Source organism: Pseudoflavitalea sp. G-6-1-2 (assembly GCF_012927185.1).
Classification (GTDB): Bacteria; Bacteroidota; Bacteroidia; order Chitinophagales; family Chitinophagaceae; genus Pseudobacter.
Map to the genome: position 1 here is coordinate 1 of NZ_JABBGB010000001.1, position 24,770 is coordinate 24,770.

The following is a 24,770-nucleotide window of genomic DNA, read 5'->3' on the forward strand; positions in this document are numbered from 1 at the left end:
ACCGCCGCGTGTGTTGGCATTATTGTAGATATCCATGATGCCTTGCCCGCTTTTTTTCCCAAAGATCTCCAGATCTCCGATGGTCTGTTCGTCTGTTCTCAATAAGTTCATAGCATGTATGTTTACCAGATTTTTATTTTCTTTTTCTTCTGATCAGTAAGATGATTGCTGTCAGCAGCAGTACGCCGGGCAGGATCCATATGAACAACAACTTTTGTACATAAGCTCCTCTTTCGGAAACTGTCAGCAAAATATCCACCGGAGCTGTCATTGATAGTTCTACAGGAAAATGATTGTATGTAAGCCAGCTGTCTGCACCGCCGGCAAGAGTAAAGGGCGGCTCCGATCTCAGATTGCTGATACAGTCTGCACTTCCGAAAAGAATGATCCGCTGTTCTTTTTTATTGATATTTCTGGTTAGCTGTACCGACGTGGCAAATGTATCCCTCAACATATCACCAGCCAGAACATTGAAAGCGGGCAAGGTTGAATCAACGATCAGTTCACCTCCTTTCAGCCAGGTTCCGGGAGGGGTTGCGTAGAACAGGGGTTTTACAGTGAATTTTGTTTCATGCATTGTCTCAATGGCAGCAACCGTGGGCATTCCGACAAATCCTGCGCCATTGAATAAGTAAGAAAGTTTTTCAACAAATGGCGTAGTGCGGCATATCACTTTCTCCGGAGTTTCATCATATGTGGGTTGTACCAGTTGCCCCGGCATCAGCTGAACGCCCAGTTGATGCAGCAGCGGATTGAGTACAGATTGCTTGCCTGGCTTGCCGAGGATCATCATGTTACCGCCATTGTCTATGTAGCTTTTTATTTTCGCCTGTACGCCGGTGCTGAAATCTATTATCGGATCTGCCAGCACCAATGTTGCCATATCGCCGGGAATTTCCTGCGTGTTCAGGTTCAGGGTGTCTATATCGAAACCCATATTCTGTATGGAGAATCTGTTGCTTTTATCTGTATGTTTCGAATATCCCCGGTCGCCAATCTTTCGGATATCACGTTCGAGTTCTCCTGTGAGGAAGTAAATTTTCGAGATCTTATCAGGCTCCAGCAACCGCTTGAATACAGAAGCCATATTGTCTTCGCTAGGCCAGCAATGCGGATCATTCATGGTACGGGCTACTTCTGTTCGTCCATTATATTTAAGTAACATCACCATCCGGTAATTTTCTTTTTTCAGGTCGGCTATCTTCCGCATTTCCTCCGGAGTTTTGAATTGGCTGATGTCCCAATCTTTTCGTTCTGCAGCTTTAAGAGCAATCTGTTGTATGGTTTTACCAGGATAGATCTTCAACCAGGCACTGTCTGATGTTTGCGGATCAATATCATAGAAATATTCATACCTGAATTTTATGTCTGGTTTGAAGCGCAGGTACCTGTCCCAGAACTGGGTCAGATAGCTTGGGTTGCGCATCTCCGGCAGGCCCAGCGTGGTGGTGGAAGATGAACTCAGCAGGTTTACATACAGAGTTACTTCTAAACTACTGTCTCCGATTGCAGATAGCATCTTCTGCAATTCCGGAGGAATTGTATTGCCTTTGGTATAGGTTGTATCCCAGTACTTCATCAGCACAGGTCTGGATGTCAGATATCCGGTCAGCAATGCTGCTGTCATAACAAGTACGTAACGGCCGGTTCTGATATACCAGGGCCGGGATTCCCTGCCCGACTGCAGTTTGATGATGGTAAAGCTCACGAAGATGAATGCTATCACCAGGAAGTAAAAAATATCACGGCTAACGATCAGGCCGGAGATCATTTTCTGTGTGCGGTTTTGCAGCGACAAAAACCAGGTAATGTCTCTGATGAAATCGTACTGCTGCCAGAGCATCCCGATTCTGTCCAGCAGAAAAATGATCATGAAAGTGCTGATGGCCGAGATCACCGGATGTATTGAAATGCTCGACATAAACAGCCCGATGGCGGAGTAAGCACATGCCAGCAAATAAAATCCAATCAGGCCTGATATGAACAAGCCATAGTCTTCCCTGTGAATATCCATCACCCCTACGATCATCACAATGCCAACGATAGACACCAGCATCAGCAGATACAACATGATGCCGAGGTATTTTCCCAAAACTATCTGACGGATTCCGGTAGGGGAAGAATACAGCAATTTGATAGTACCTGCATTTTTTTCACGGCTGATCAATCCCATAGAGAGCAATGGGATGAAGAGGTAGAGGTAGGATACGGCCGTTTTATATACTCCACCGAACAGCTTGCCGGTAACAGTATACGGCAACCATGTCCAGTTTGGATTGCTGTTCTTTATCATCACCTCCTGCACATTGGCCATATCATGCAGCGTATTGAAATAATCCAATGCGATCAGTACCCAAAACGCCAGCAGAACAACCCAGGCAATGGGGGAGTAAAACAGGTAACGCAATTCATTTTTAGCTATTCTGATGATTAATCGCATCTGCGCTGAATTTTATTTGATACAGTTATTTTTATCTTCTTTTCCGCCTTATCAGTATGATGATCCCGAATAAGATCAGCAATGATGGAACGATCCATACATAGATCAGTCGTTCCAGTTTTACCCAGGATGGCGTCATATTAAGCCAGTTGTCTTCAGGAAATGGGAATATGGTGTAAGTGGGATAGCGGTTGTAATTCAGCCAGCTGAATATGCCACGAACCTGCTCGTATCTGACACCTATCCGTAAGGGGCTAACAAAATCTGCATCACCTGCAATAACGATGCGTTGCTCTTTTCCATTCTTTTGCCGGGTGAGCTGCATGGCTGTGGTATATGAATTAGCGCTCTGATCTCCTTCCTGTTCATTGAATACAGGTGGTACCGAATCAAGTACGAGCTTTCCCATCTTTTGCCAGCTTTTCCAGGGCATTGTCTGAAATAACGGAGTTGCTGTAAAGCCACTGTCTGTTTTAAATGAAAGCCCTGTTACTCCATACAATTTTGAAGTAGCGGTGTCGGAAGGAAGCCTGTTGTTATTAAACATAATGAACCGCCTTGTTGAAACAAGATTGTATTCATCACCAAAGTAAGACACAGCGGGAGTTTCATAAGTGGGGACAACATCGGGGGTTTCATGGAAAGAAGGATGAACCAGCTGCCCCGGCATCATGTTCACTCCTACTTTCTGCAACAGCGGGTTCAGCACATATTGTTTACCGGGCTCACCCAGGATGAACATATTCCCTCCGGCATCGATGTAGCTGTTCAGTTTGCTCAATACTTCAGCACTCAGGTCGCGTTTGGGATCGGCCAGTACGAGCGTGGTAATATCTGGTGGTATATTCTGAGTTGCCAGGTTGAGAATATCGATATCAAAACCTAAGGGATACAGGCTGCCCAACCAGCCATATTCGCGTTCACCTGATTTGGTGATATCACGTTCCAGCTCACCGGTAATAAATCCTATGCGGGGCATTTTTTCACCTGCAAGGCGTTTGAAAGCTGCGTTAAATGCAGGTTCACTGGTTGTCTCAAGACCTTCAAAGTGGGAGCGACCGGTTTCTCCAGGAAAGAAGTTGATAAAAACAGAGCGGTCTTTCCAGGAGATTTTGATGCCTCTTTGATAACCCAGTTTTGCAGGATCGATCATTTTTCTGATCTCTTCCGGGCCTATAAAAATCGAAGAATCAATTTTCATGGTCTTTGATACAAGACCCGCAATTTGTTTCAGGGATTTTCCGGGAAAGGTTCTGTACAGCGAACTGTCGCCCGGAGGCACTGCATAATAATACACGTGTTTGATTTGAATGTCTGATTTAAACCTGCGGTAAGGTTCCCACATGCTTAAATAATTGTTGCTGTTTGCCGGGAGGCCAACAAAAGCATTGCGCTCATTTGGAGCCGGAGTAAGCAGGTTTGTATAGAGCGTTATTTCCATCGGCGCTCCATCAAATAATTTCAGGTTCTGTTGTGTTACCGGATGAAGGGAATTGATTTTACCTGCTGTTACATCCAGATAACCTATCGCATTTTGACGGGATGAAAGGTAACCGATAGCAAGACATCCAACAAAAACAGACAGAAATCTCCCTGTCTTCACATACCATGGAATCTGTTGTATTTTTCCTTTCAGTACAAATAATGTGAAGGAAACAAACATCATTATGATCAATGCGAAATAAATGATGTCTTTGGTGGTGATGAGGCCTTTCAGCATTCGGCCTGTGCGGCTTTTCAAACTGAGAAACCAGGTAAGGTCCCTTACAAAATCATACTGTTGCCAAAGCGTGTTAATGCTGTTCAGAATAATCAGGATGGTGAAACTGATCACTGCGGCCACAATCGGATACCGGGTAAGACTGGAGGCAAAAAACCCAATGGCCGCATATGCTGAAAGCAGCAGAAAAACACCTAAGCCAGCAGATAACAACAAGGGGTAATCAACGGATTTAATATCAAAAGCAGCTGTAATCATAAACGCCGCCAGAATCAGCATAAACAGCAGATTGAAAACTGTTATACCCAGAAATTTACCTGCAACCAGCTGACGCATGCGCAATGGGGATGAGTACAGCAATCTATGCGTGCCTCCATTGAATTCACGGCTGATGGTGTTCATCGTAAGCAGCGGAATGAACAGATAGAGGTATTGCAGCACCTCTGTAAGCATGCTTTTGTCGGGATTTGTGATGAACCCGGCTGTGAATGTTGCCGGACTGAATAAGGGGAAAGTAGGGTTCGCCAGTCCCGCGCGATATAATCGCGGGCCAATAACAGCCAGAGGCATTGTGTAGAAAAGCGCACACATCCACCAGAATACAATCAGTGTAAACCATGCCACCGGTGTATAGAAAAGATTCCTTAATTCATTCTTTGCTATGGTAAGTATCCGTTTCATTCTTTGATCAGTTATTAGTTTTGATGCAACTCATTAGCACTATCCTCCTGTATTCGACAATTGTTTGAATACTTCGTCAAGCATACCTTTTTCAAGATTGATCTCTTTGAGGCGCCATCCGCCCGCTACACTGGCAGCCACCAGTCTGTCTGTAATTTCTTCTTCACTTCCTTCAAAAAAGATCCTGGCCTGTTTGTCTGAAAGGAAATTCACTTCGGTAACACCGGAGACTTTCATAATGTCCGCAGTTGCAGGTGGATTATCCATTCGCATGAGTACGGCGTTTGATTGGGCGTAATTATTGAAGGCGTCCATAGAATCGGAGAAGACAATTCTGCCTCCTTCGATCATGATCACTTCTCTGCAAAGGAGGTTCACCTCAGAAAGTACATGCGATGAAAAGAGAACCGTGTGTTCTTCTGCGATTTCCCTGATGAGTTTTCTGGCTTCTATCATTTGATTGGGATCCAGTCCATTGGTGGGTTCATCCATCACCACCAGTTTAGGTTTATGGAGAATGGCTTGTGCAATGCCCACCCGCTGCCGGTATCCTCCTGAAAGATTATTGATCAAGCGGGAACTGAAATGCGTGATGCCACAACGTTCTTTTACCTCTGCTACGGCCGCTTTTATTGTTGACTTATCCATTAATCTCAGTTCTGCACAATAAAACAGGTATTCATCAATCGTAAGATCGGTGTACAGCGGAGGAGTCTGGGGTAAAAAGCCAATCTGTTTCTTTGCTTCCATCGGATGCTTTCTTACATCGATATCATTGATGAAAACATTGCCTTCCGTCTGGTTCAATGTGCCGCAGATAATATTCATGGTAGTACTCTTGCCGGCGCCATTTGAACCCAGCAATCCGATAATGCCCGCTTCTGCAATTTCAATATTGATATCGCGGATAGCCCAGTTGCTGCTGTATTTGTGAGATAGGTTTTCGGTTTTAAGTATCATGCTTCTTGTTGTAAATATTGAATAATGCAATCCCTATCCGACAGGTGATGCCCATCAGTTATGATTAAATGCAAACTGTTATTGAAATTGTATCAGGGTCAGCTTCCGGTTGCTGGCGCTACATCAGTTATGCTGATTATTGTAAAAAGCGCTGACCTGTCTGTGTTATGCTGAGTGAATTTGTTCATGCCCTGCAGCATCTTATTAATTTCGGCTGCATTATATATATCCTCCAAACCACTTTTGGTATTACCTGTGCCAAAACAAAAAATGTTAATCCCAATAAATAGTAAGAGCATACCAACGGCATTCCACTGTTCTTTAAAAAAACGCTGCGCCCTGGTGAGATGTACTTTAACGGTATTGTGGGAGATGTTCAGTTTGCTGGCAATTTCATCCCTGCTCAAACCAGCTTCACGGCTAAGCCAGAACACTTTTTGCTGCATTTTAGGGAGGCGGGTGAAAATATCTTTCAGCTGGTGCTGTTGTTCTTTTCTGAACAACGGATTCTCCGCAGTGAAGTGATCAGTGTAACCGGATGTACTGAATTTATTCAGGAGCTTTCTTTTTCTGTTTTCTCTTTTCTGGTGTTTGTATGCAGCATGTACTGCTACCCGGTAGAGCCATCCGCCGGGGTTTTCATCAGTGATCGTTTCCCGTTTAGTCCACAATTTCAGAAAGGTATCTTGCAAAATATCGGCTGCGCTATGCCTGCATCCGGTGATGGCAACAATATCGGAGAACAGGTAGGGAGCGTATGTTACAATCAGGTGATTGAACAATCGCTCATCGCCCTGGTGATTTGATTGTAATGGAAAATACGGGGAGATCATTTTCAACCTTTTAATTGTACGGTCAGGATTTTCAGGGACATTAGTCAGCAATATTGAAACCGACGTTCTTTAACATCTTCTGCACCATCCTGTATTTTTTAATAATCAGAGGATATGCAGCAAAGTCTGTTTCAAAATGAGCCGTAGGGTTATTGTTATAAAAAAACACAGCTTCTATGTATGACAGGAAATCGGCCTGTCTCAGAGGAGTCCAGCCTACGGCCAGCCCTGATGTAAAACGGATGGGCAGAAAGCTGAAGTCTTCCAGTTTACGGGTACCATCTGGAGACAGAAGTTTTAGCATGTTGAGATAAATTTGGGGATCTAAAGAAGTGCTTCGGGTAACCTTGTCAAATTCGTTTGCCAATCCCTTATCATAAGCAGGCTTCAGCATCTTATACGCCATTATTCCCAGGGCATCTGCTATGTATTCTCTTTGAGTGGAATCAGACATTTCCGCGGGGTTTACATTGATTAGCATGAGTGAATTAAATCCTGGAAAGGGTTTATTATTTCTCGCATAAGTTATCTCTCCGAAACTTCTTAGCCTTGAACTACTTACTATAAAAATGCTTGCTAAAGGATATGGATATACGTTAGTGAGCTGCGGCAACAGTTTATCTTTCAGGAAGGGCAACATGGGTAGCAACATTTCTTTATTGGGCAACAATGTCCATGATAAGCCTGCATACGCACCCGTAAGAGAATATCTTATGGCCAGGGTTTGGTAAGCGTATTGAGGAACACCATCGAGAACACTTACCTGTTCGCGGGAGATTGTATCGTTGTAAAACAGCGGTATGCCTGTATTTTCATAGAACTGGAATATAGCGTGATCAACAGGATCGGAAGGATTGTCTTTTATTGTCAGTTCATAGTCTTTGCTGCGTGGCTGAAACACCGCTTCTTTTTTACAGGCGACCATACTTGTTGCCAGCACCAGCAAAAAGTAAAATCCATGGATGGTTTTTGGAGCCTTCATATAATTCTCTCTTTCAGATTTTACAATTCAGTTTTCTTTTCTTATGGTGTGGTTCAATGCTGCAATGCCCGTTTAGGTCGGAGAGCATTTGAGATTACACCGCGACCAAGCTCGATTTCTCTGCGTGGTATGGGCATTACATAGGCAGTGGGTTCCTCTGCATAGGGTTTTAGCTCATAATAGCCTTCTACATAACGCCCTGAAAGATCCCAGGCATAAGAGAGATGTCGGGTAACCTTACCGTAGGGGTATTTGCTGTTCACCCCATAACGTCTCAGATCGAACCAGCGATGGAATTCAAAACAAAGTTCCCTGCGGCGTTCGTTTCTGATAAACTCAACCAATGGTGCGCCATTCAGATCAATAACAGTAAGATCTTCGGGTTTAAACCTGTTTTTACGCAGCTCCTGTACAGCAGCAACAGCTTCCTCATTACGACCCAGAATGGCCAGTGCTTCTGCTTTATTCAGGTAGAGTTCCGGCAGGCGAATGGTAGACAGATCAGCCAAAGTGGAGCTGCCTTTTTCGCCCGACTTTCTGGCCAGAAAATCGCCATCGTCTGTTGTAATGAAGAACGCCAGGCGGCGCAGGTCTTTATTGGAATAAATATTCAGTAGTTCCTCCGAAGCTCTGTAATTGTTGTTCAGGGCAGGATTAATGGAAATATCCTTCATCAGATCGTTCATATTGAACTCGGTGCCGGAAACCGGAATGGCTTGAATCACTTCTGAAGAGGTGAGTGAAATAAATGGAGTACCTGCAGTCCAGGTATTCATATCTGCCAGACTGTATCTCTTTTCGATTACTTTATTGGCATACGTGATGGCTTTTTCATAATCTTCCCGATACAAATACAATCTGCTCAGGAGTGTCTGTGCTGTTGCCTGATTAGCTCTTATTACAGATGATTCATTAAATCCATTCAGTTCTTTTTCGGCTTCCAGCAGGTCGGTTTCCATCTGGTTGAATACCTGTTGAACGCTGGCTCTTGCAAATGGAGCAGCTTCTATTTCGGAGGAAAGTTTCAATGGGATTCCGAAATCGGTTGCAGCTGTAGCGACACTATAGGGTTTACCGTAAATATCTGCCAATAAAAAATAGTAATAAGCTCTTAAAAAATGTGCCTCTCCGGAGATACGCAGTAGTCTGTCGGCAGCAACATTCTTCTCTTTCAAAAGAGGGATATTCAACAGCACGGTATTGAGTGCGGCAATATTTTTATACAGTGCTCCGTAATCATTTGCATAACTCGCATCCAGCATATTCTGCGAATCCATATCCGGATCCTGCTGCCAGAAATGAATGCCAAATCGCGGAAACGATTTTTCACCCCCATAAGGAACTCCGGGATGATATTCTGCATCATCATCCATAAATGCATACTTAACCCAAATGGGGCCGCCCTGGTATCCTTCGCCAACCAGCACTTCTTCGAGATCATCTGCTGTTTGAAGAAATGTTTTGTTCTGAGAATATGCTGCCAGAAATTTTTTGCAGGATGTGCCTGCAAAAAGAAACGCAGCAATGATGATGGCAACAACTGTTTTCATACCTATATGATTGTTAGAAACTCACGTTAATGGAAAATGAATACACAGGCCGGATACTCAGGTTAATATCAGGGCTTGTGCCTGATTGTGTGGGGTCCTGTCCACGCAGATCCTTATTGGCCCAGGTGAATAAGTTAGACCCGGATAAGCTGAGCGTTGCAGCTTTGAGGTGCATAAGCCGACATAGTTCAGGCGTGCAGGAGTATCTCAGATTAGCTGATTGCAATTTGATGTAATCTCCGCTTACCACTCTAACATCTGCATTATCATACATCTGATAATAATCACTGCCAATATCCCAACCTGGCACTCTGAGAAAAACAGGATTCCCATCTCCTGAAATTAGTCCGGAATATAGCCCAGGTATTTTGGTTTGCAGTTCATCACCCGGATAGCGCCAGCGATCTACAAATTCTTTACGGAGATTGGTTTGGGAAGAAGGCCGGTAACTGCCATAGTTACCCGAAGCAATCTGCAGCAGTCTTATTTTGTTACCAATACTGTACGTGATGTTTACACCTAGCGACCAGCTGCCGTATGCAACATAATTCGAAATCCCCCCTTGCAATACAGGCTCACGTTTTCCGGCTATTACCATCACATTACTCACTATTTCTTCGGGACTCAACTTGCTGTATTTTGCCGCCAGTGCATCTGCATTTTCGAGCTCAGCACCATAAAAGACCGGTTGCCCTTCCTTATTCAGTCCTTTAAATCTGTAAGCATAAAAAGTATTGATTGCCTTTCCGTTCAATATCACATTACCAGACAGGTAATCATTATAAGAGACCTGGTTTTGAATTCCGGGTAAAGCTCTGTTGTTGTTTTTGCTGATTGCATTATCGATCAACCTGTTTACAATCTGACCAAGCTGAGGATCGATTCGCCAGATGAATCTCTTATTCTTGCCTCCGATATTTTGATTGATTGGGATAAAGTTGAATTGCAGTTCGATTCCCTTGTTTTCGATATCTCCTCCGTTTATCGCATAGTTTTCGAGCCCATTTACTGAAGACACATCTTTCTGTATGAAAACGTTAGTGGTTCTTTTGTAGAAGACTCCAATAGATCCGCTGAGCTTTGATTTAAAGAGCGTGAACTCCAATGCAGCATTGTACGCGTCTGTTTTTTCCCATTGAAGATTGGGATTGGGATAATTTGAAATGGAGGAAATAAATGTTTGATGCAGGCTGCTGTATGGTCCTTTTTCAATAATAGTATAAGGAGTCTGGCCCGGCAGCATAGTTCCCTGCGTACCATATGAAACACGCAAAGCCGCCTGATCCATCCATTTTAATCCCATAATGTCCCTGTCGATGTTCCATCTTGCTGAAAGGCCCCAGGTTGGCAGAAATCGTTCGTTGCTGCGACTGCCAAATGCATTGGAGAAATCGTTGCGTGTATTTACACTGAATACATAGCGGTCGTCGTAAATATAACTGGCTGTAAGGTATGCAGAAGCGAGATTGGTCAGCCCTTCTGTAACAGCAGGCCTTATGCTGGCGACATGCAGTGCATGGGTAGGATAAACTGCCGGATCGATATAGGCAAAAGTATACCCTCTTGCAGGATAATAGCCTGTATTGTATTGCGTAAAACTGCTGTTCTTCATGGAAGACAACTCAGCTCCAAACGTTGCGTTGATCAGGTGTTTGTTAGCAGCATCAGCAAATCGGCTGTAGTTTGCCTGTCCGCGCATTGTGTAATTGCTTACGCGGTCAGTTCGCCTGTCGAGCACACCTCCAAAAGGAATGGTGAGTGTTACCGGCACCGGATCATCCACTCTGCCATTCAATCTATCGATCGCATCTGTATTTTCTTCGAACCATTTGCGTTGTTCTGTGTTCGACATTCCGTAGGAAAGCGTTGCTTCGAGTTGCAGCCCTTTTATCAATTCATAATTAAGGTTGGTGGTTGCCATATAACTGCTTCCATTGAGTTCATCGCCGGAATGGTCCATTTCGTTTATGATGTTGAAGGTGCTTCTGCGGGTAGTTTTAATATTATTGCTGACGGGGAAATAATGCAGACTTCCGTCTTCGTTGTAAATGGGAATAGCGCGGCTGGTTGAATACGCAAAGTTCAAAACACCCACACTTGATGGCGTATAACGGCGGTCGTTCTTATTAGCCAGTATGCTGAACTGTGCTTTCAGTTTTCTGGTATTCAAATCAAACTTTATCTGGGCAGTATAACGTTTATTGTATTCGCCTTTGATCACTCCCCTTTCATTGGTATATCCAACAGATGCGTAATAACGACTGAGCTGATTACCTCCGGAAACACCGATGGAATTGTTGGATGATATCACATCCTGCATTACTGCTCCCAACCAATCGGTATTCATCTGTTCTGCCCGGCTAACCCTGTTTTTATAGGTATCGTAATCAATGACTCCGCCATAATAATCAATAATTGCTCTCTCATAAGCTTCCAGAATACCTCTTACCGGGATCTGCCTGTTAAACATCTCTTTGGAAACATCAACCCGTTCCTGTGAAGTCATCATGTTCACATCCTTATCCGAGTATCGTGGACGGCGCGTATAAGAAATGCTGCTGTTGTAATTGATGGTTGGGGGGCCGGGAGTTCCTCTTTTAGTAGTAACTACAATCACTCCGTTGGCCGCTCTTACTCCGTATAATGCGGTGGCAGCTGCATCTTTCAATACGTCGATACTTTCGATATCGTTTGGATTTAAACCGGAGATAGCATTGCCCACAAGATTTACAAAATCGAGGTCATTGATCTGGTTGGCAGAAACAGGTACGGGATCAACCTGAACTATACCATCCACCACCCAAAGTGGTTCCCGCGTACCCATTATGGTGGACGTACCGCGGATGCGCAGTTTCGGAGCAGCACCTGCCTGTCCGGAATTCTGCATCATAATCAGGCCAGGCACTCGCCCTTCCAGCATTTTATCTACTGTGGTGAGACCGGGCTGCATAATGGAATCCATTTTCAAACGGGTAACAGAACCTGTGAGATATTTTTGTTGAATTCTCTGATATCCAGTAGAAATAGTTACTTCACTCATTGTATTCTGAACGAGGTCCATCGTCAGATCTATATTATTTCGTCCTTTTACTGGAACAAGCTCCTGTTTGAAACTGATATGTGTAAATGCAAGTACATCCTTCGGATCAGCTTCGATCTGATACTTACCGTTCTGGTCTGTTTGCACTGCAGTATTCTTTTTTTCTGCACGAACTGTTACACCAATAACAGGCATGCGGTTGCGATCCATTACCAGTCCGGTAACGCTGAAATCCTTGTCTGAAACTGCATTTCCGGGATTGCTGTTGTTCTTTGATTCTTTCTTCTTAATGATGATGGTTCCGTCGTAAATGGTAAATGTGAGATCAGTTCCCTTTAAGCACAATTCGAGTGCCTGCGACAGGGGCATGTTCTTTACATCAAGTGTAACATTTTTAGTGCCTGCCAGCATTTTTTCGGTGATCATGATATTCAGTCTGGTTTGCGACTGTATCGACTTGAAGATTGCATCCAATGGTTGATTCTTCACCGAGAGTGAGACCGTAGGTTCATTTTCCTGCGCCTGGCTGCGCATAAATACCCCACCTAGAAATAGCAGTAAGATTGGCATTAGTTTTCTCATACTAGCAATTAGTTAAAGCATTACTTTAAAAGGATAGGTAGCAGCATGTAAGCAATGCATGCAGCTGGTAGGATGGTTTTGGTTATCTGATTATTCTGCGGATCTGATAATCAGTTTTCTGCCTTCGAAGGCAAAATTTATGTTATTGATCTGTAAAGCGCCCAGCACCGATTGCAGGCTGCTGCTACGCTTTAAGATGATAAGGAGTTTTTCATCAGGAATGGTTCCTTCATATACCACATCAAGGTTATACCACCTCGCAAATTCGCGGAGAATGATGGGCAGTTCTACTTTATCGAAATAAAAGTAGCCGTTCTTCCATGCGATCGTTTCTTCTGTATTGATAGATCTCTTTACTACAAGTTCTTCGTTCAGCTTCATCTGAGATTGCTGATTTACTGATAGCAGTACAGCACTTTTTTTATTGCTTACCCTTACCGAACCTTCCAGCAGCGTGGTTTTCACCAGTGGCTCATTGTCGTAAGCATTCACGTTAAAGCTTGTACCCAATACATCGATCAGCATTTCACCCACTTTAACACGAAAAGGTTTCTTTGCATCTTTTGCCACTTCGAAATAAGCTTCGCCTGTTACAGATACTATGCGTTCCTTATCGGTAAAAGCCACCGGATATTTTATAGAAGAAGAAGCATTCAGCCAAACCCTGCTACCATCCGGCAATGTTAGTTTATATTGACTGCCAGTGGATGTGGCCATTTCATTCAGCAGGTTGTTTTTCATGGCTGTACCTGCTTCATATTTTATCTGACCATCTTCCAGTTTTACAATTTTGGATTCACCATCTTTTGCGATAACCCCAACACCTGCGCTATCGAGTTGAACAACTGAACCATCGGATAGTGTAAGCCTTGCCTTATCGTAGGCAGGAGCTAACTCATTTTGATCAGCAACAATGGCCGGCTTTACCCGTGATTGGTTGATCCTGTAAACATATGCTCCCACTGCAATCAGCAGTATTGCAGCAGCGGCGTATCTGATCCATTTTCTTCTGAAGACCACTATGCGTCCTTCACGTAGATCAACGTCCACAGCCACATTGATTGGAATATTGGCATTGCGCAATGCCTGATCTACTTTCTGCCTGTTTTCCAACAACGATCTTACTTCCTTCTGCCATAGCTCAGCACGATGGAACTCTTCATATATGGCGTTATTCTCAGACGCAGCATTGCGCCACTCATCCAGCCGCTTTCTTTCAGTCTCATCCAGTTCATTGGAGATGGACCTGAAAAGCAGTTGACTAATAGAATTGATATCGTCGGAACCAGACATATCCTAATTACGGGAGTATGAAGAAATTGTTACCGGATTTTTCGGACAATTTTTTAATCGAAGTAATGCGGGGAGATTGCTGCCAGCAGAAGGGCAAACTCCAGACCAGACAATTTTTTCCGTAGCATGTCAAGCGCCTGAGACTTTTTGGTACGAACTGTTGAATCTTTCAGGTTCAAACGCTCTCCGATCTGTTCATTGTTTAGTCCTTCCACATAGGCAAGCCTGAAAACATCCCTGAGATAATCCGGGAGTTTATCGATCTCCTCAAGGATCAGTGCATATACGCGTGCCCTGATCAATTCCTGTTGGTAGTTATCTGTAGTTTGGTGGTCTTCCAGCTGTTTTAGCTGCTCGTAATGCTTATCCTCCGTTTTCTGAAGGCGCAGGTGATCAATGGATAAATTTCTGGTGGTTAATAGTAATGAATTACGCAGATGTTGTAAAGATTCGAATTGTTTGGGCTGATTCCACAGCCGGATAAATACTTCGGCAGTTATATCGGCGGCTCCTTCCTCTCCTACATATTTTTTGGCCTGGAGTATTACAGCAGGATAAAGCTGCTGATAAACGCTGCAGTATGCCTCGCTTTCACCAGCATTCAGACGCCTTATGAGTTCCTCTTGGTTATTGAATGGACCTCCATTCACCGGATTAGTAATTTAAGGTTAGCACCGATACATATATCAGAGTCAAAAACAAATGTAGCTTGAGGCGAATATACGCAAGTTGACTGTAAATGGGTGTAGCATAAGGCAGGCACCTTTCCCGGAGAGTGCATATATCAACCACGGCCTCTGGTCGGATGCGGGAGGAAGCACAAAGGGAGTAAGTATACAGTAAGTAGCAGGTATGGTCCGGATCAACGTGGAGGTAACGTGGACTTGATCTGGAAGTGTGCTGGAATTGAGGTGAACGTCTTTTCGGAGGTGTTTGGAAGGACTGTTTTGCTGTAGCATGATGCATACAGCAGTTGTTGGAGTAAAATGGATGGTGAGTGCAATGACATTTCGAAGAGATTTGGAGTAGAATTGATCAAAAAACGATGGTTGAGATAATAAGGGTATGCGGAGGCTTGCTCCGGAGTGAGAAATTGAATTGGTTCGCCCTAAAATGCTTCGCTTAATTTTTCAACGAAGTGCTGAAAGAAAGGAATATGCTATTCTCTTTGTTCTTTCAGACGAGTATCGCGAGATAATTGGTCGCGTATTGAATCAGGCAACTGTTGCATGCTTTCTTCACTATCAGATTGCCGCGAATATTGTGCCAGTACTGCGTTTGAGGCCGGTTGATTTACCTGTAGTTTTTGCTGCTGTTGCCGACGTTGTTTGTAACGAAGTTGCCTGCGCTGTTTTTTGCTGAGGGTATCTAAAGGTGGTACTTCTACCTTGATGATCTCAGTACAATGGAATCGTTTATCGTACAAAGGATATTTACCCATATAAGGATTGGCCTGCAACACTACCATCAGTGTGCCTTTGCCGGGAACATTCGCATTGCATACCAAAGGAGTTTCCAGTGGCTTATCCTCGTGCTTTGCTGTAAATTCATGAGTGAACGCATGCTCCCTGAGATTATTGACTTTGCCTGTTGCCAGATCAATCCTCATGGCAATGAGTTTGATCTCCATATGCGTAACACGTAAAAGCCTGGGAGGTATGATGTATCTGATGCGGAGGATATTGTCAGTATCCAAAATATGGGAGGATACGAAATTTGCTATGCGGGTTTGCTGATTGAAACGAAAACCACGTAATCCTTCTACGCCCTCTTCGATGAGTTTTTTGTTCAGGCGGTTTACATGGCTGCCGTCTTTCTTTCCTTTCAGGTATGGCGCTAAAGCCTGCCGGATGAGCTTGCCGGTATGACTCGCATCTCCGAATGCCCTCGCTGCATTGCGCGTAGATTCTGTTTGTGCTACATGCTCAGGCATACTGCGCAGACAATGTTTGCCGTTTCGTTTGTAGCTGATGAGATCACCGAACCTGCCAGTGAACTTTACTTTCCCTGTGAGTATAGGCATAAAACATAGGTTTGACTTGAATTTACGGTTTATGCTATCAATGCTCTTCAGAACAGGTTAGCAGTTATTTAAGCCTCACCGGAACGGTATTGGAGATTATTCATCAGCTTCCATGGTGCGGTAATAGGTTTGTTCAAAGAGCTTCTGAGGAGAAATGGAAGTTTTCTAAATTTGACCTGTCTCAATTATACCTTGCCAAAGTCCAGATCACACCCCGCTTTAATACAACCGGAATAGTAGCTTTGTGTACTGCCTCAATCTATGACAATCTAAAAAAAAAGTTATGCAAAATCAGGATTTCACCACAACCATTCTGGTAGATCAATCACCCGAAGAAGCATTTGCAGCCATCAACAAAGTCAGCAGCTGGTGGAATGAGGATATCACCGGAAGCACAGATACCCTCGGAAGTACGTTCAAGTACCGCTATCGTGATGTTCATGCCACTACCCTGAGAATAGATGAACTCGTTCCCGGAAAAAAAGTGGTATGGCATGTAGTGGAAAACTACTTCAATTTCACTGAAGACAAAACAGAATGGACAGGCGACACCATCATATTCGAGATATCCACCAAAGGCAATCAAACTGAGGTTCGTTTCAGTCAGAATGGACTTACCCCCCTCAGTGAATGCTACAATGTTTGCCGCGAGGCCTGGTCTCATTTCATCAACGAGAGCCTGTTTGCACTCATTACTACCGGCAAGGGTGATCCTGTTGCCAAAGATGATTCAAATGAGAACTTCAATGAGGAGCTCCGTGAGAAACACGGCATAAACTAATCGGAGAAATTCAGTGGGCCTTATCCTTGTGGGTTGGTCAGGAATTACGATACCGTTTTTTGCATTTTTTCAGTAAATTGGAAAACTGATTTATTGGAACAGCGCAAGGATCAGTTAACTACTTCCTGATACAACCTTTTTCTATTATGCCCCATTCAATCGCCTGCTACAGACGCTTTTTCATATTCCTGCTTTTTGTGTTGTTCGCGTTTCAATCTTATTCTCAGAAGGATAAGATCGATACCTGGCTCGAACAACAAATGCAGCAGCAAAAGATCGTTGGCCTCACAATCGGCATAGTTAAGAACGGCAAACTGTATAAAACAAAGAGCTATGGCATGGCCAATCTCGAACAGAATTTGCCTGCCGGTAATGAAACGGTATACAAGCTTGCATCGGTAAGCAAACAGATGGTGGCTGCAGGAACCATGCTGCTGATACAGGAAGGAAAACTGAGACTTACCGACCCCATGACCCGATACTTTAAAGATGCACCGGAAGCCTGGAACGGAATCACTATCAGGCACCTGCTCAATCATACATCCGGATTGCAGAGAGAGTCGCCCGCATTCGATGGAAATACGATCCAGTCGGATTCTGTACTGATCAGAGCAGCCTACAAAGACACGATGCTCTTTGCTACAGGAAGCAAATGGGTGTATTGCAATCTGGGATATTTCATGCTCGCAGACATCATCAGACAGCTGAGCGGTAAATCGTTCACCAGCTATATGCAGCAGCTGGTTTTCGACAAATACGGATTGACTTCAACACAACCAACCTCCACCCGTAAAATTGTTCCTCACAGAGCCGGCGGTTATGAGCGCCGCGGAGGCGATACCATTCTGAATGCAGAAGAGATCACTGCCTTCAGGCCAAGTGGCGCGTTTATCTCCAATATCGGCGATATGTTGAAATGGGAAATGATGATGCAACAGTCGCAGTTGCTGACGAAACAGAACTGGCAAAAACTATGGAGCGATACTGTCTTCACCGGCGCCAAAAGACCCGATGGCACAAAAGTATATTATGGTTATGGCTGGAATGTATCGAAGTATCAGAACAGAAACGTGGTGTTCCATGCTGGCAGCCTGCCCGGTTTCCGATCTGCATTCTACCGGTTTCCTGATGAGAATACAGCCATCATCATTCTTACTAATTCGGAACCTGTGAATATAAACCCACTGGCGTTAGGAGTTGCAGATATTTTGTTTGAAAAATGAACAGGACTGATCTTCTCAATAATTCTTAAACTTCAGGTCTTTTATCTGAAGCCTGCTTTTGATTGTTGATTCGTTTGGATAATCCTTTATAACAATAATCAGATTGTAAAACACCAACAGGATCCCATTATTTAAATGTGCAGCGAGATAAACTACACAGAAGAAACCGATTACCGCCAAAGTCCATACCGACATGGCTTTATTGTATTGCAGGTATTCCTTGAATTTGAGATCAGGAGAAGTTTCAGCTGCCATGGCCTCCAATCTTTTTTTGTTGGACCTGGCGCTCAGGATCATTAACAGCATCGGTAAAACCAATAAAACAACTATGAACACTGTGCCGGGAACATTTATAAGCTGAGGGAGATGTGCTTTAATGTCGATCATATGTGTGGCAAAGACGATCGCCGCTGCAATGAGAAATAACCAGGTGAACTGTTTTCTAAGTGGCTTCAGGTCAAACACAGGCGCATCAGGACTCATAAAATGATTTTATGTTTGCGGGCTGATGTATCTCTAAGTAACAAAATAATATTCAATATTGCCAGCATAAAATAAAAACGGAGGGCAGATCAACAATTGATCTGCCCTCCATTTGAGCGTTTGATCGCTTTGCAGCAATCGTTATTCATTCATTTTCAGAATCCTTTCTTTGTTTCTGCTCCGGCTGTGCTCTTAGACGCATTCTTCACATATTTTTCCAGCCATGCATTTTGCTCATACAGCATATGCAGCAGGTTTTCCTTTCCGCGATAACCGTGTGCTTCGTAAGGCAGGCTTACAAAACGAACTGTTCCTCCGTGTCCTTTAACGGCATTGAACAAACGCTCGCTCTGAATGGGGAAGGTACCGGGATTGTCGTCCATTTCGCCATGAATGAGCAGCAACGGGGTTTTGATCTTATCGGCATAACTGAACGGGCTCATGGTATTGTACAGATCAGGCGCCTGCCAGTAAGTACGTTCTTCGTTCTGAAAACCAAACGGGGTAAGGGTTCTGTTGTAGGCGCCACTGCGCGCGATACCGGCTCTGAAGAGATTGGTATGCGCCAGCAGGTTAGCCGTCATAAATGCGCCGTAGCTATGTCCACCTACCGCTACGCGGTTTCTGTCTCCCACTCCCATTTCTGCCAGTTTGTTGATGGCAGCTTCTGCATTCATTTGCAATTGATCAACAAAATTATCGTTGGGCTTTTTGGAGGTATCGGTAGCAACAATGGGCATTTCAGCATTATCGAGTACCGCATAACCTTGTGTAACGAAGAACAGCGGTCCACCCGGACTGATCATGGTGAATTTATCTTTTGAACCGCGCACCTGTGCTGCATCTGCAGCAGAGTTGAATTCGCGGGGATACGCCCACATGAAAACAGGCAGCGGGCCATCTTTCGCAGCATCGTAGTTTTTGGGAAGATAGAGATCGCCCGTAAGTGTTACTCCATCTTTGCGGGTGTAGGAGATCTTTTGTTTGCTCACTCCCTGCAATTGCGGATATGGATTGCCGAAATGAGTAACAGGCTGATCGGCTATGCGCAGGATCAGATTTTTGATAAAGTAGTTTGGTGCATCTTTCTGCGATTCGCGGCGGGTGAGCAGCACCAGCTTGTCTGCATCGATAACATCTGTGATGGCTTCGAAACTTCCTTCCTGACAGCGCCAGATGATCTCGCTCTGTTTTGTTGCCAGATCGAATTTTGCAAGAAAAGGGAGATCGCCTTTGGGTGAACTGCCGGTGGTATTGTTCAGCAGCAGCTTGCTGCCATTGTCTACCAGTTTGATCACATTACGGCCATACTTATTCTTTTCCGTAACCGGAGAACCGGGGAATCCATAAGCATCTGTAGTATTTCTTTCGTACAGCAATTCGAGTTGTCCACTGGTGGGATTGAAGCGGCTGAGGCGCTGACTCTGCTTGCTGGCGAAGCGTTCCGACACCAGCGCGATATTCGCATTGCCCCAGGTGATACCGCCAAACCTCCAGCTTGTTTTGAAAAGTTCTTTAGGTTGGCCGGTGAATGGAGCGCTGAGCGAGTAAACGATATCATGAAAATCGGATTTGCTTTTGTAGATACCGCTATCGAGTGGGGCAGCCCAAACAAGCGTGGCCGCTTCATCGTCCCGCCATTCAAAACCGCGGGGAGCATTGAGGATATTATCGTATCCTGAAGGAGAAAGTTCATACGAAGGCAATTCTGCTACCAGTTTTACCAGCTTGCCGGAAAGATCGGTGATGCTGATATTGGAATTGAATCCATCCGAAGGAACCAGATAAGAAAATGGTTTGCGGATAGTTCTGGTGAGCAGGTAATTTTTATCGGGAGAAACTTCGAATGAAAGATAGATGGCAGGTGCGCCCAGTTTGATTTCTGTTCCGTTCACATTCTTTACCAGTTGCGATGTGCCATAGAACTCAAACAGTTTTTCATCGTAAGGCGATTTGATCATATCCTGATAAGTGCGGCTGGGCGCTACTTTGCCGAGATTCTGCTGAATGGCAGGGCCTGATGGCAGCAAGGATCTTACCGGTGCAGCAGATGCAGGTTGGAGAATTGTTTTGTACAAAAGAGTATTATCGTTCAGCCAAACAAAGTCATCGCTCAGCAGCGCATTCAATGGTTGCCTGTTCACTTTGGTGGCCTTGCGTGTGGCTACATCGATCACATACAGATCAACGGCTTTGCCGGTTACATTCACAAAGGCGATCTTCTTTTCATCAGGGCTCCAGCGTGCTCCGGTAGCCAGCATTTTGGCGGGCAATCCGGTAACAGGAAATTCTTTTCCTGCCTTGATATCTTTCAGAATAAAATTGTTGATGAAACTCTGACGGCTAGGTGCAAAATTGTTGGGGTTGATTCTTTCGCCGGCAATTTTCAGTTCGGGTTGTGCAATCTCTTCAACTGAAGGAAGACTATTTCTCTCCATGAGCAGCATGAGACTTGCATTGTTATTGAGACTAACTGCAGGGGTAGGTTTGGCCAGCAGCAACTCAGCCATTGCGGGAGGAGGTGTTTTGTATCCGCCATCCTGAGCAAAACTGCCGTGCATAATTGCCAGGCCGATGATCAAAAGTAGTTTTCGCATGAATAGTACAATTTTAGATATATGGTTGGTTGGACGGCAAATGCAGGCAGAACCTGTGCCGTAGCTAAAGATAGAAAGAAACATATAACAGGCAGTAATACTTATGTAGAGAAAAACTCCGGTCTTGTAGCAAAAAACGAAGCCCGGAGAATAAGCTCCGGGCCGCGTGATATTATGAACGAATTGCCTGAATCTTTGGCTGATCAATCTCTTGGCCTGATCATCACTTTACCCCCCTCTATTCCACGAAACTCAAAATTATCGATGAAATAAGTGTACGTACCCTCTTCGGTCTTGCGCACGAGTTTGTTGGGCTTTTCTTCCCGATAGCTTTCTACCACTTTATCATATGGACCTCCGGGCTTCCGAGATTCAGTAACAGTAAATGGCAAGGTCCATTTTGAGGAAGCGTAACAACGATCGAAGATCAGCTTTCCATCATCTCTTCTTTTGCAGGAATAATAGATCTTGCCATCCCGCTGCTCAAGTGTATACAACTCACGTCTGGTAAGGTTTTCAGGTCGATAGAGATTAGGATTGATGGTATATTCTTCTATCAGAAAAAACAGTTCATCGATCATTTTATATACCCGAACCGATTTTCCGGTGAATGCAATTACAGTATCCATGTTGTAATCGAGCGCTACCTCACCTGCTTTTACAGGAACATTCAGGTCGTACTCTACCTGATATCGATGCGCAAGAAATCCTACTTCTTCCCATCTTGCGTAGTCGTAGTTATCGATATAATAAAACAGGTTATCCTGTTTTTCGTTCTCAGTACGCTCCGTTGTCTGATGCGCACTGTTCACTTCAGAAAGTTGCCCCGCATTATTGAATCCATATGTGTAAGTGCGGCTGCGCTCATTATCCGGAGTAACAATCACACTGGATACATTGCTGTGCGAAATAAACTGAACAGGCAGATAGTAATCATTGAAAATATGCTGCAACAGAAACTGATCCATGCGGCTCAGTAAGCCGGGTGCGATGGGATTCACTTTACCCGGACGAAGCAGATCTTCAACCCTTAGCGAATCTTCGCGGAACTGCGCCATCCTCGCCTCTCCGTAAGCCGCTTTTACAGGCGGGTCCATGGGCATTGAAACAGGTTGATTGACTTCCGCATTCGGAATTCTTTTGAAAGCCAGCCAATATGCTTCTTTCCCATTTTGTTTCACCGGATTGATAAGAGTAAAAGTATGCCAGATGTCCCCAAAATTGGAGCCTGATGCATTAGCTTTTTGCTTCCCTAACCAGGCATATCTTTTTTGCAGATAGTTGGCGCCTGCAACAGATTTCACCAGTTCAACACTATCTGTAAGGCGGTAACTGGCGGCCGATTCTGCCAGGAGTTTTTTGATGAGATCAGCAGAACCAGTTTTGAGGATCACTTCTTCCAATTGCGAGTAATGATACACCACCAGGATTTTATCTCCTTTTGAATTGGTAGTTGCTACTGTATCTACTTCGCCTTTTCCAAAACCTTTCTGATCTTTTTTGAAACCTCTGAGCTGAAGGTATTCGTAAGGGTTTACTTTGGGAGCAAGCAGGTATTCGAAGTCTTTTACACGAAGGGTTGCTGCAACGGGCTGCGCTGTTTTCTGTGCCAGAACCGGCAGGGAAAAACAAAGCAGTATAAATTGTACACTTAAATATCGTTTCATAAAGTAGGAGACTAATGGTACTGATTATCTTCTGATTAATGTATTTGGAATTGCTACGCAATTTTATTGCTGGATTTGGAGGTTAGGTGTCGCAGCTTACATCGTCCCAATCCTGATCCATATAGCGGATCAGCCAGTTCAGTGCATATTGCCTTTCGTACACCACGCCGGGTTGTACCGTTGTGATTTCTTCACCTTTTATTCTTGCATCTACGCAGGCCCAGTTGAGACGATAATAGAGATCGTTTGCATTCAGGATCTCCGCTTTAGGTCTTGTGTCGGTTACAGATGCTATAAAATCATTCAGGTTATCAAAGTCTCTTGTAGGATAATTGCCTACGGGAACAAGTTTCAGCTGACACAGGTCGTTTGGGAAAGGCAGCTCATCAACTTTATTGATGGCCCAGAGAAGCGTCCAGATATCTTCGCATTTCCAGGTTTCATACATTTTCTTCTCTTCCGTGGGATTGGCTAAGAACTCTCTTTCGGCGGGTGTTACAAACTCCCAGAGATTGTCGCGCTGCAGATAGCTGGCAGCGGCTTCTCCGGTGATTGAATTGAAAGCAACGAGATTGGTGATTGTGAGTACGCATACGCGCTGTGCAATTTCCTTCGGAGTTCTTAAAGTTGTGTCTGCTTCCGATTCTATGCAGGGCAGATGTGTATTTACTTTGATACCTGCAGCCTTGATCAGTTCTATGTTTTGAGCTTTACGATCCTGCTGATCCTGTGTTAAGTTCGATTGGCTTGCATCGAAGTAAGCAGACTTGATGCTTACCTGCAGCGTATCGACCTGACTGTTCCCTTCCTGATCGAGAATCAGCTTCAGATCGCTGTTGAGAAAATGCTGTGCTTTTGCCTGACTGATGGATGTGCGTGGTTGCGCAAAAACAACGGCATCGAATTCCGATGCAAGTTTTTTGATCAGGCCATCGATGCCTTTAGCATTTCCTTTCTGAGAAAGGGAGAACTCACTGTTGAGGGTTGCTATTTTCTGGAGAAAGAGATTTTTCAGATTGTCGTTCGCACAGGGCAGTTTGGTTACAAAACCATACAGTCCTCTGAGGTTATTGGTAATGGCGCTGTTATCCCCCGGTTCAAATTTCCAGGAAGGGTTCTCCTTCTGTCGGTATTGTATTCTGATATGGGAAGATGGAGAGAAAAGTCCTCCTTTGATATCGAGCTCCAGCACATCGGATTCTCCCTCTTTGCCTGTATTAATTTTGGCATTGGGGAAAATGCCTTCTGCAATATTTACAATCTTATCGAAGCCGAAATCGTGCGAATAAAAAGTGCAAATCATGAATAAAAATTTGTTTTCCTGTTATAGCAACAGGCAATTACTATGCATTGCTATAATCGGTAAATATAGTTTTTATTTATTTGTAGTTGCCGGCTGCAAAGCTAGTGGGAACCCATTATTTGAGACTCCCTGTTTTCAGGTAATAACAGAAGCAGCATCTGGCTTAACGGACCGATATAAGAGGAGGGGAAATTGAGGAAGCACAGCAGAGGGGAAATTATTGATATTAAAAAAGGGCCGTGAAAATTCACGGCCCTCCGTCATTTATTCTTCGTAAACATCTACCTGTATTCCATATTCAACCACGGTTCCGTTCTCCATGGTAACCTTACATATTACATCGCACATGCCAGGGCGTGAAAAAGTAATATCAATGGCAGTATCCCATCCAGGCCAGATAGTAGCGCCTGTATTTCCCAAAGTATACCATTCATAAGAAACGGCTCCGGGTATTTCATTCATCCAGAAACCATAGGAATCGCCATTGGCATAGATGGTGGTGCCACTTGCCGGGCCATACACCTGAGAAAAACCGGCAGACAAAGTGAATGTGAGCAGCAGTGCAAGGATTAATTTCTTCATAGTACAATCGTTTAATTAGTTAATGATAAA

Annotated in this window: 17 protein-coding genes; 2 read left to right on the forward strand and 15 right to left on the reverse strand. The window is 44.3% G+C overall.

Annotated features, from left to right (window positions below):
• Positions 1 to 133 precede the first annotated feature (133 nt).
• From HHL16_RS00005 to HHL16_RS00050, 10 genes are all read right to left on the reverse strand, one after another.
• The gene (locus HHL16_RS00005) at positions 134 to 2,440 is read right to left on the reverse strand and encodes a Gldg family protein (protein WP_169423095.1); all 2,307 of its coding nucleotides are present in this window, start codon (positions 2,438 to 2,440) and stop codon (positions 134 to 136) included.
• Positions 2,441 to 2,471: 31 nt separating this feature from the next.
• Positions 2,472 to 4,841, reverse strand: a complete 2,370-nt coding sequence (locus HHL16_RS00010) for a Gldg family protein (protein WP_169423096.1) — start codon at positions 4,839 to 4,841, stop codon at positions 2,472 to 2,474.
• Positions 4,842 to 4,880: 39 nt separating this feature from the next.
• Positions 4,881 to 5,801: an ABC transporter ATP-binding protein gene (locus tag HHL16_RS00015; protein WP_169423097.1), complete on the reverse strand. Its 921-nt coding sequence runs from the start codon at positions 5,799 to 5,801 to the stop codon at positions 4,881 to 4,883.
• Between the two features lie 98 nt (positions 5,802 to 5,899).
• A complete protein-coding gene (locus HHL16_RS00020) occupies positions 5,900 to 6,634 on the reverse strand; it encodes a sigma-70 family RNA polymerase sigma factor (protein ID WP_169423098.1) in 735 nt (244 codons plus the stop codon).
• A 40-nt stretch (positions 6,635 to 6,674) separates the two neighbouring features.
• Positions 6,675 to 7,616, reverse strand: coding sequence for a hypothetical protein (locus HHL16_RS00025; protein WP_169423099.1), 942 nt, complete (start codon positions 7,614 to 7,616; stop codon positions 6,675 to 6,677).
• Between the two features lie 53 nt (positions 7,617 to 7,669).
• Entirely contained in the window at positions 7,670 to 9,166 is a 1,497-nt protein-coding gene (locus HHL16_RS00030; protein ID WP_169423100.1) for a RagB/SusD family nutrient uptake outer membrane protein, read from the reverse strand.
• A gap of 13 nt (positions 9,167 to 9,179) precedes the next feature.
• A complete protein-coding gene (locus tag HHL16_RS00035; RefSeq protein ID WP_169423101.1) occupies positions 9,180 to 12,788 on the reverse strand; it encodes a SusC/RagA family TonB-linked outer membrane protein in 3,609 nt (1,202 codons plus the stop codon).
• A 90-nt stretch (positions 12,789 to 12,878) separates the two neighbouring features.
• On the reverse strand, positions 12,879 to 14,081 hold the full coding sequence (locus HHL16_RS00040; RefSeq protein ID WP_169423102.1) for a FecR family protein: 1,203 nt from the start codon (positions 14,079 to 14,081) through the stop codon (positions 12,879 to 12,881).
• A gap of 53 nt (positions 14,082 to 14,134) precedes the next feature.
• The gene (locus HHL16_RS00045; protein ID WP_169423103.1) at positions 14,135 to 14,731 is read right to left on the reverse strand and encodes a sigma-70 family RNA polymerase sigma factor; all 597 of its coding nucleotides are present in this window, start codon (positions 14,729 to 14,731) and stop codon (positions 14,135 to 14,137) included.
• Positions 14,732 to 15,240: 509 nt separating this feature from the next.
• Positions 15,241 to 16,104, reverse strand: a complete 864-nt coding sequence (locus HHL16_RS00050) for a hypothetical protein (RefSeq protein ID WP_169423104.1) — start codon at positions 16,102 to 16,104, stop codon at positions 15,241 to 15,243.
• Between the two features lie 283 nt (positions 16,105 to 16,387).
• Here HHL16_RS00050 and HHL16_RS00055 point away from each other — a divergent pair, with 283 nt between their 5' ends.
• The gene (locus tag HHL16_RS00055; protein WP_169423105.1) at positions 16,388 to 16,885 is read left to right on the forward strand and encodes an SRPBCC domain-containing protein; all 498 of its coding nucleotides are present in this window, start codon (positions 16,388 to 16,390) and stop codon (positions 16,883 to 16,885) included.
• Between the two features lie 146 nt (positions 16,886 to 17,031).
• A complete protein-coding gene (locus HHL16_RS00060) occupies positions 17,032 to 18,108 on the forward strand; it encodes a serine hydrolase domain-containing protein (protein WP_169423106.1) in 1,077 nt (358 codons plus the stop codon).
• 15 nt (positions 18,109 to 18,123) lie between these two features.
• Here the strand turns inward: HHL16_RS00060 and HHL16_RS00065 are convergent, their stop codons facing one another.
• The 5 genes from HHL16_RS00065 to HHL16_RS00085 all read right to left on the reverse strand — a co-directional run bounded on the left by HHL16_RS00065 (position 18,124) and on the right by HHL16_RS00085 (position 24,740).
• Positions 18,124 to 18,591: a hypothetical protein gene (locus HHL16_RS00065; protein ID WP_169423107.1), complete on the reverse strand. Its 468-nt coding sequence runs from the start codon at positions 18,589 to 18,591 to the stop codon at positions 18,124 to 18,126.
• Between the two features lie 155 nt (positions 18,592 to 18,746).
• The gene (locus HHL16_RS00070) at positions 18,747 to 21,188 is read right to left on the reverse strand and encodes a prolyl oligopeptidase family serine peptidase (RefSeq protein ID WP_169423108.1); all 2,442 of its coding nucleotides are present in this window, start codon (positions 21,186 to 21,188) and stop codon (positions 18,747 to 18,749) included.
• 203 nt (positions 21,189 to 21,391) lie between these two features.
• Positions 21,392 to 22,855, reverse strand: coding sequence for a hypothetical protein (locus tag HHL16_RS00075; RefSeq protein WP_169423109.1), 1,464 nt, complete (start codon positions 22,853 to 22,855; stop codon positions 21,392 to 21,394).
• A gap of 82 nt (positions 22,856 to 22,937) precedes the next feature.
• Positions 22,938 to 24,158, reverse strand: a complete 1,221-nt coding sequence (locus HHL16_RS00080; RefSeq protein ID WP_169423110.1) for a DUF4272 domain-containing protein — start codon at positions 24,156 to 24,158, stop codon at positions 22,938 to 22,940.
• 264 nt (positions 24,159 to 24,422) lie between these two features.
• Positions 24,423 to 24,740, reverse strand: a complete 318-nt coding sequence (locus tag HHL16_RS00085; protein WP_169423111.1) for a hypothetical protein — start codon at positions 24,738 to 24,740, stop codon at positions 24,423 to 24,425.
• Between the last annotated feature and the right edge of the window lie 30 nt (positions 24,741 to 24,770).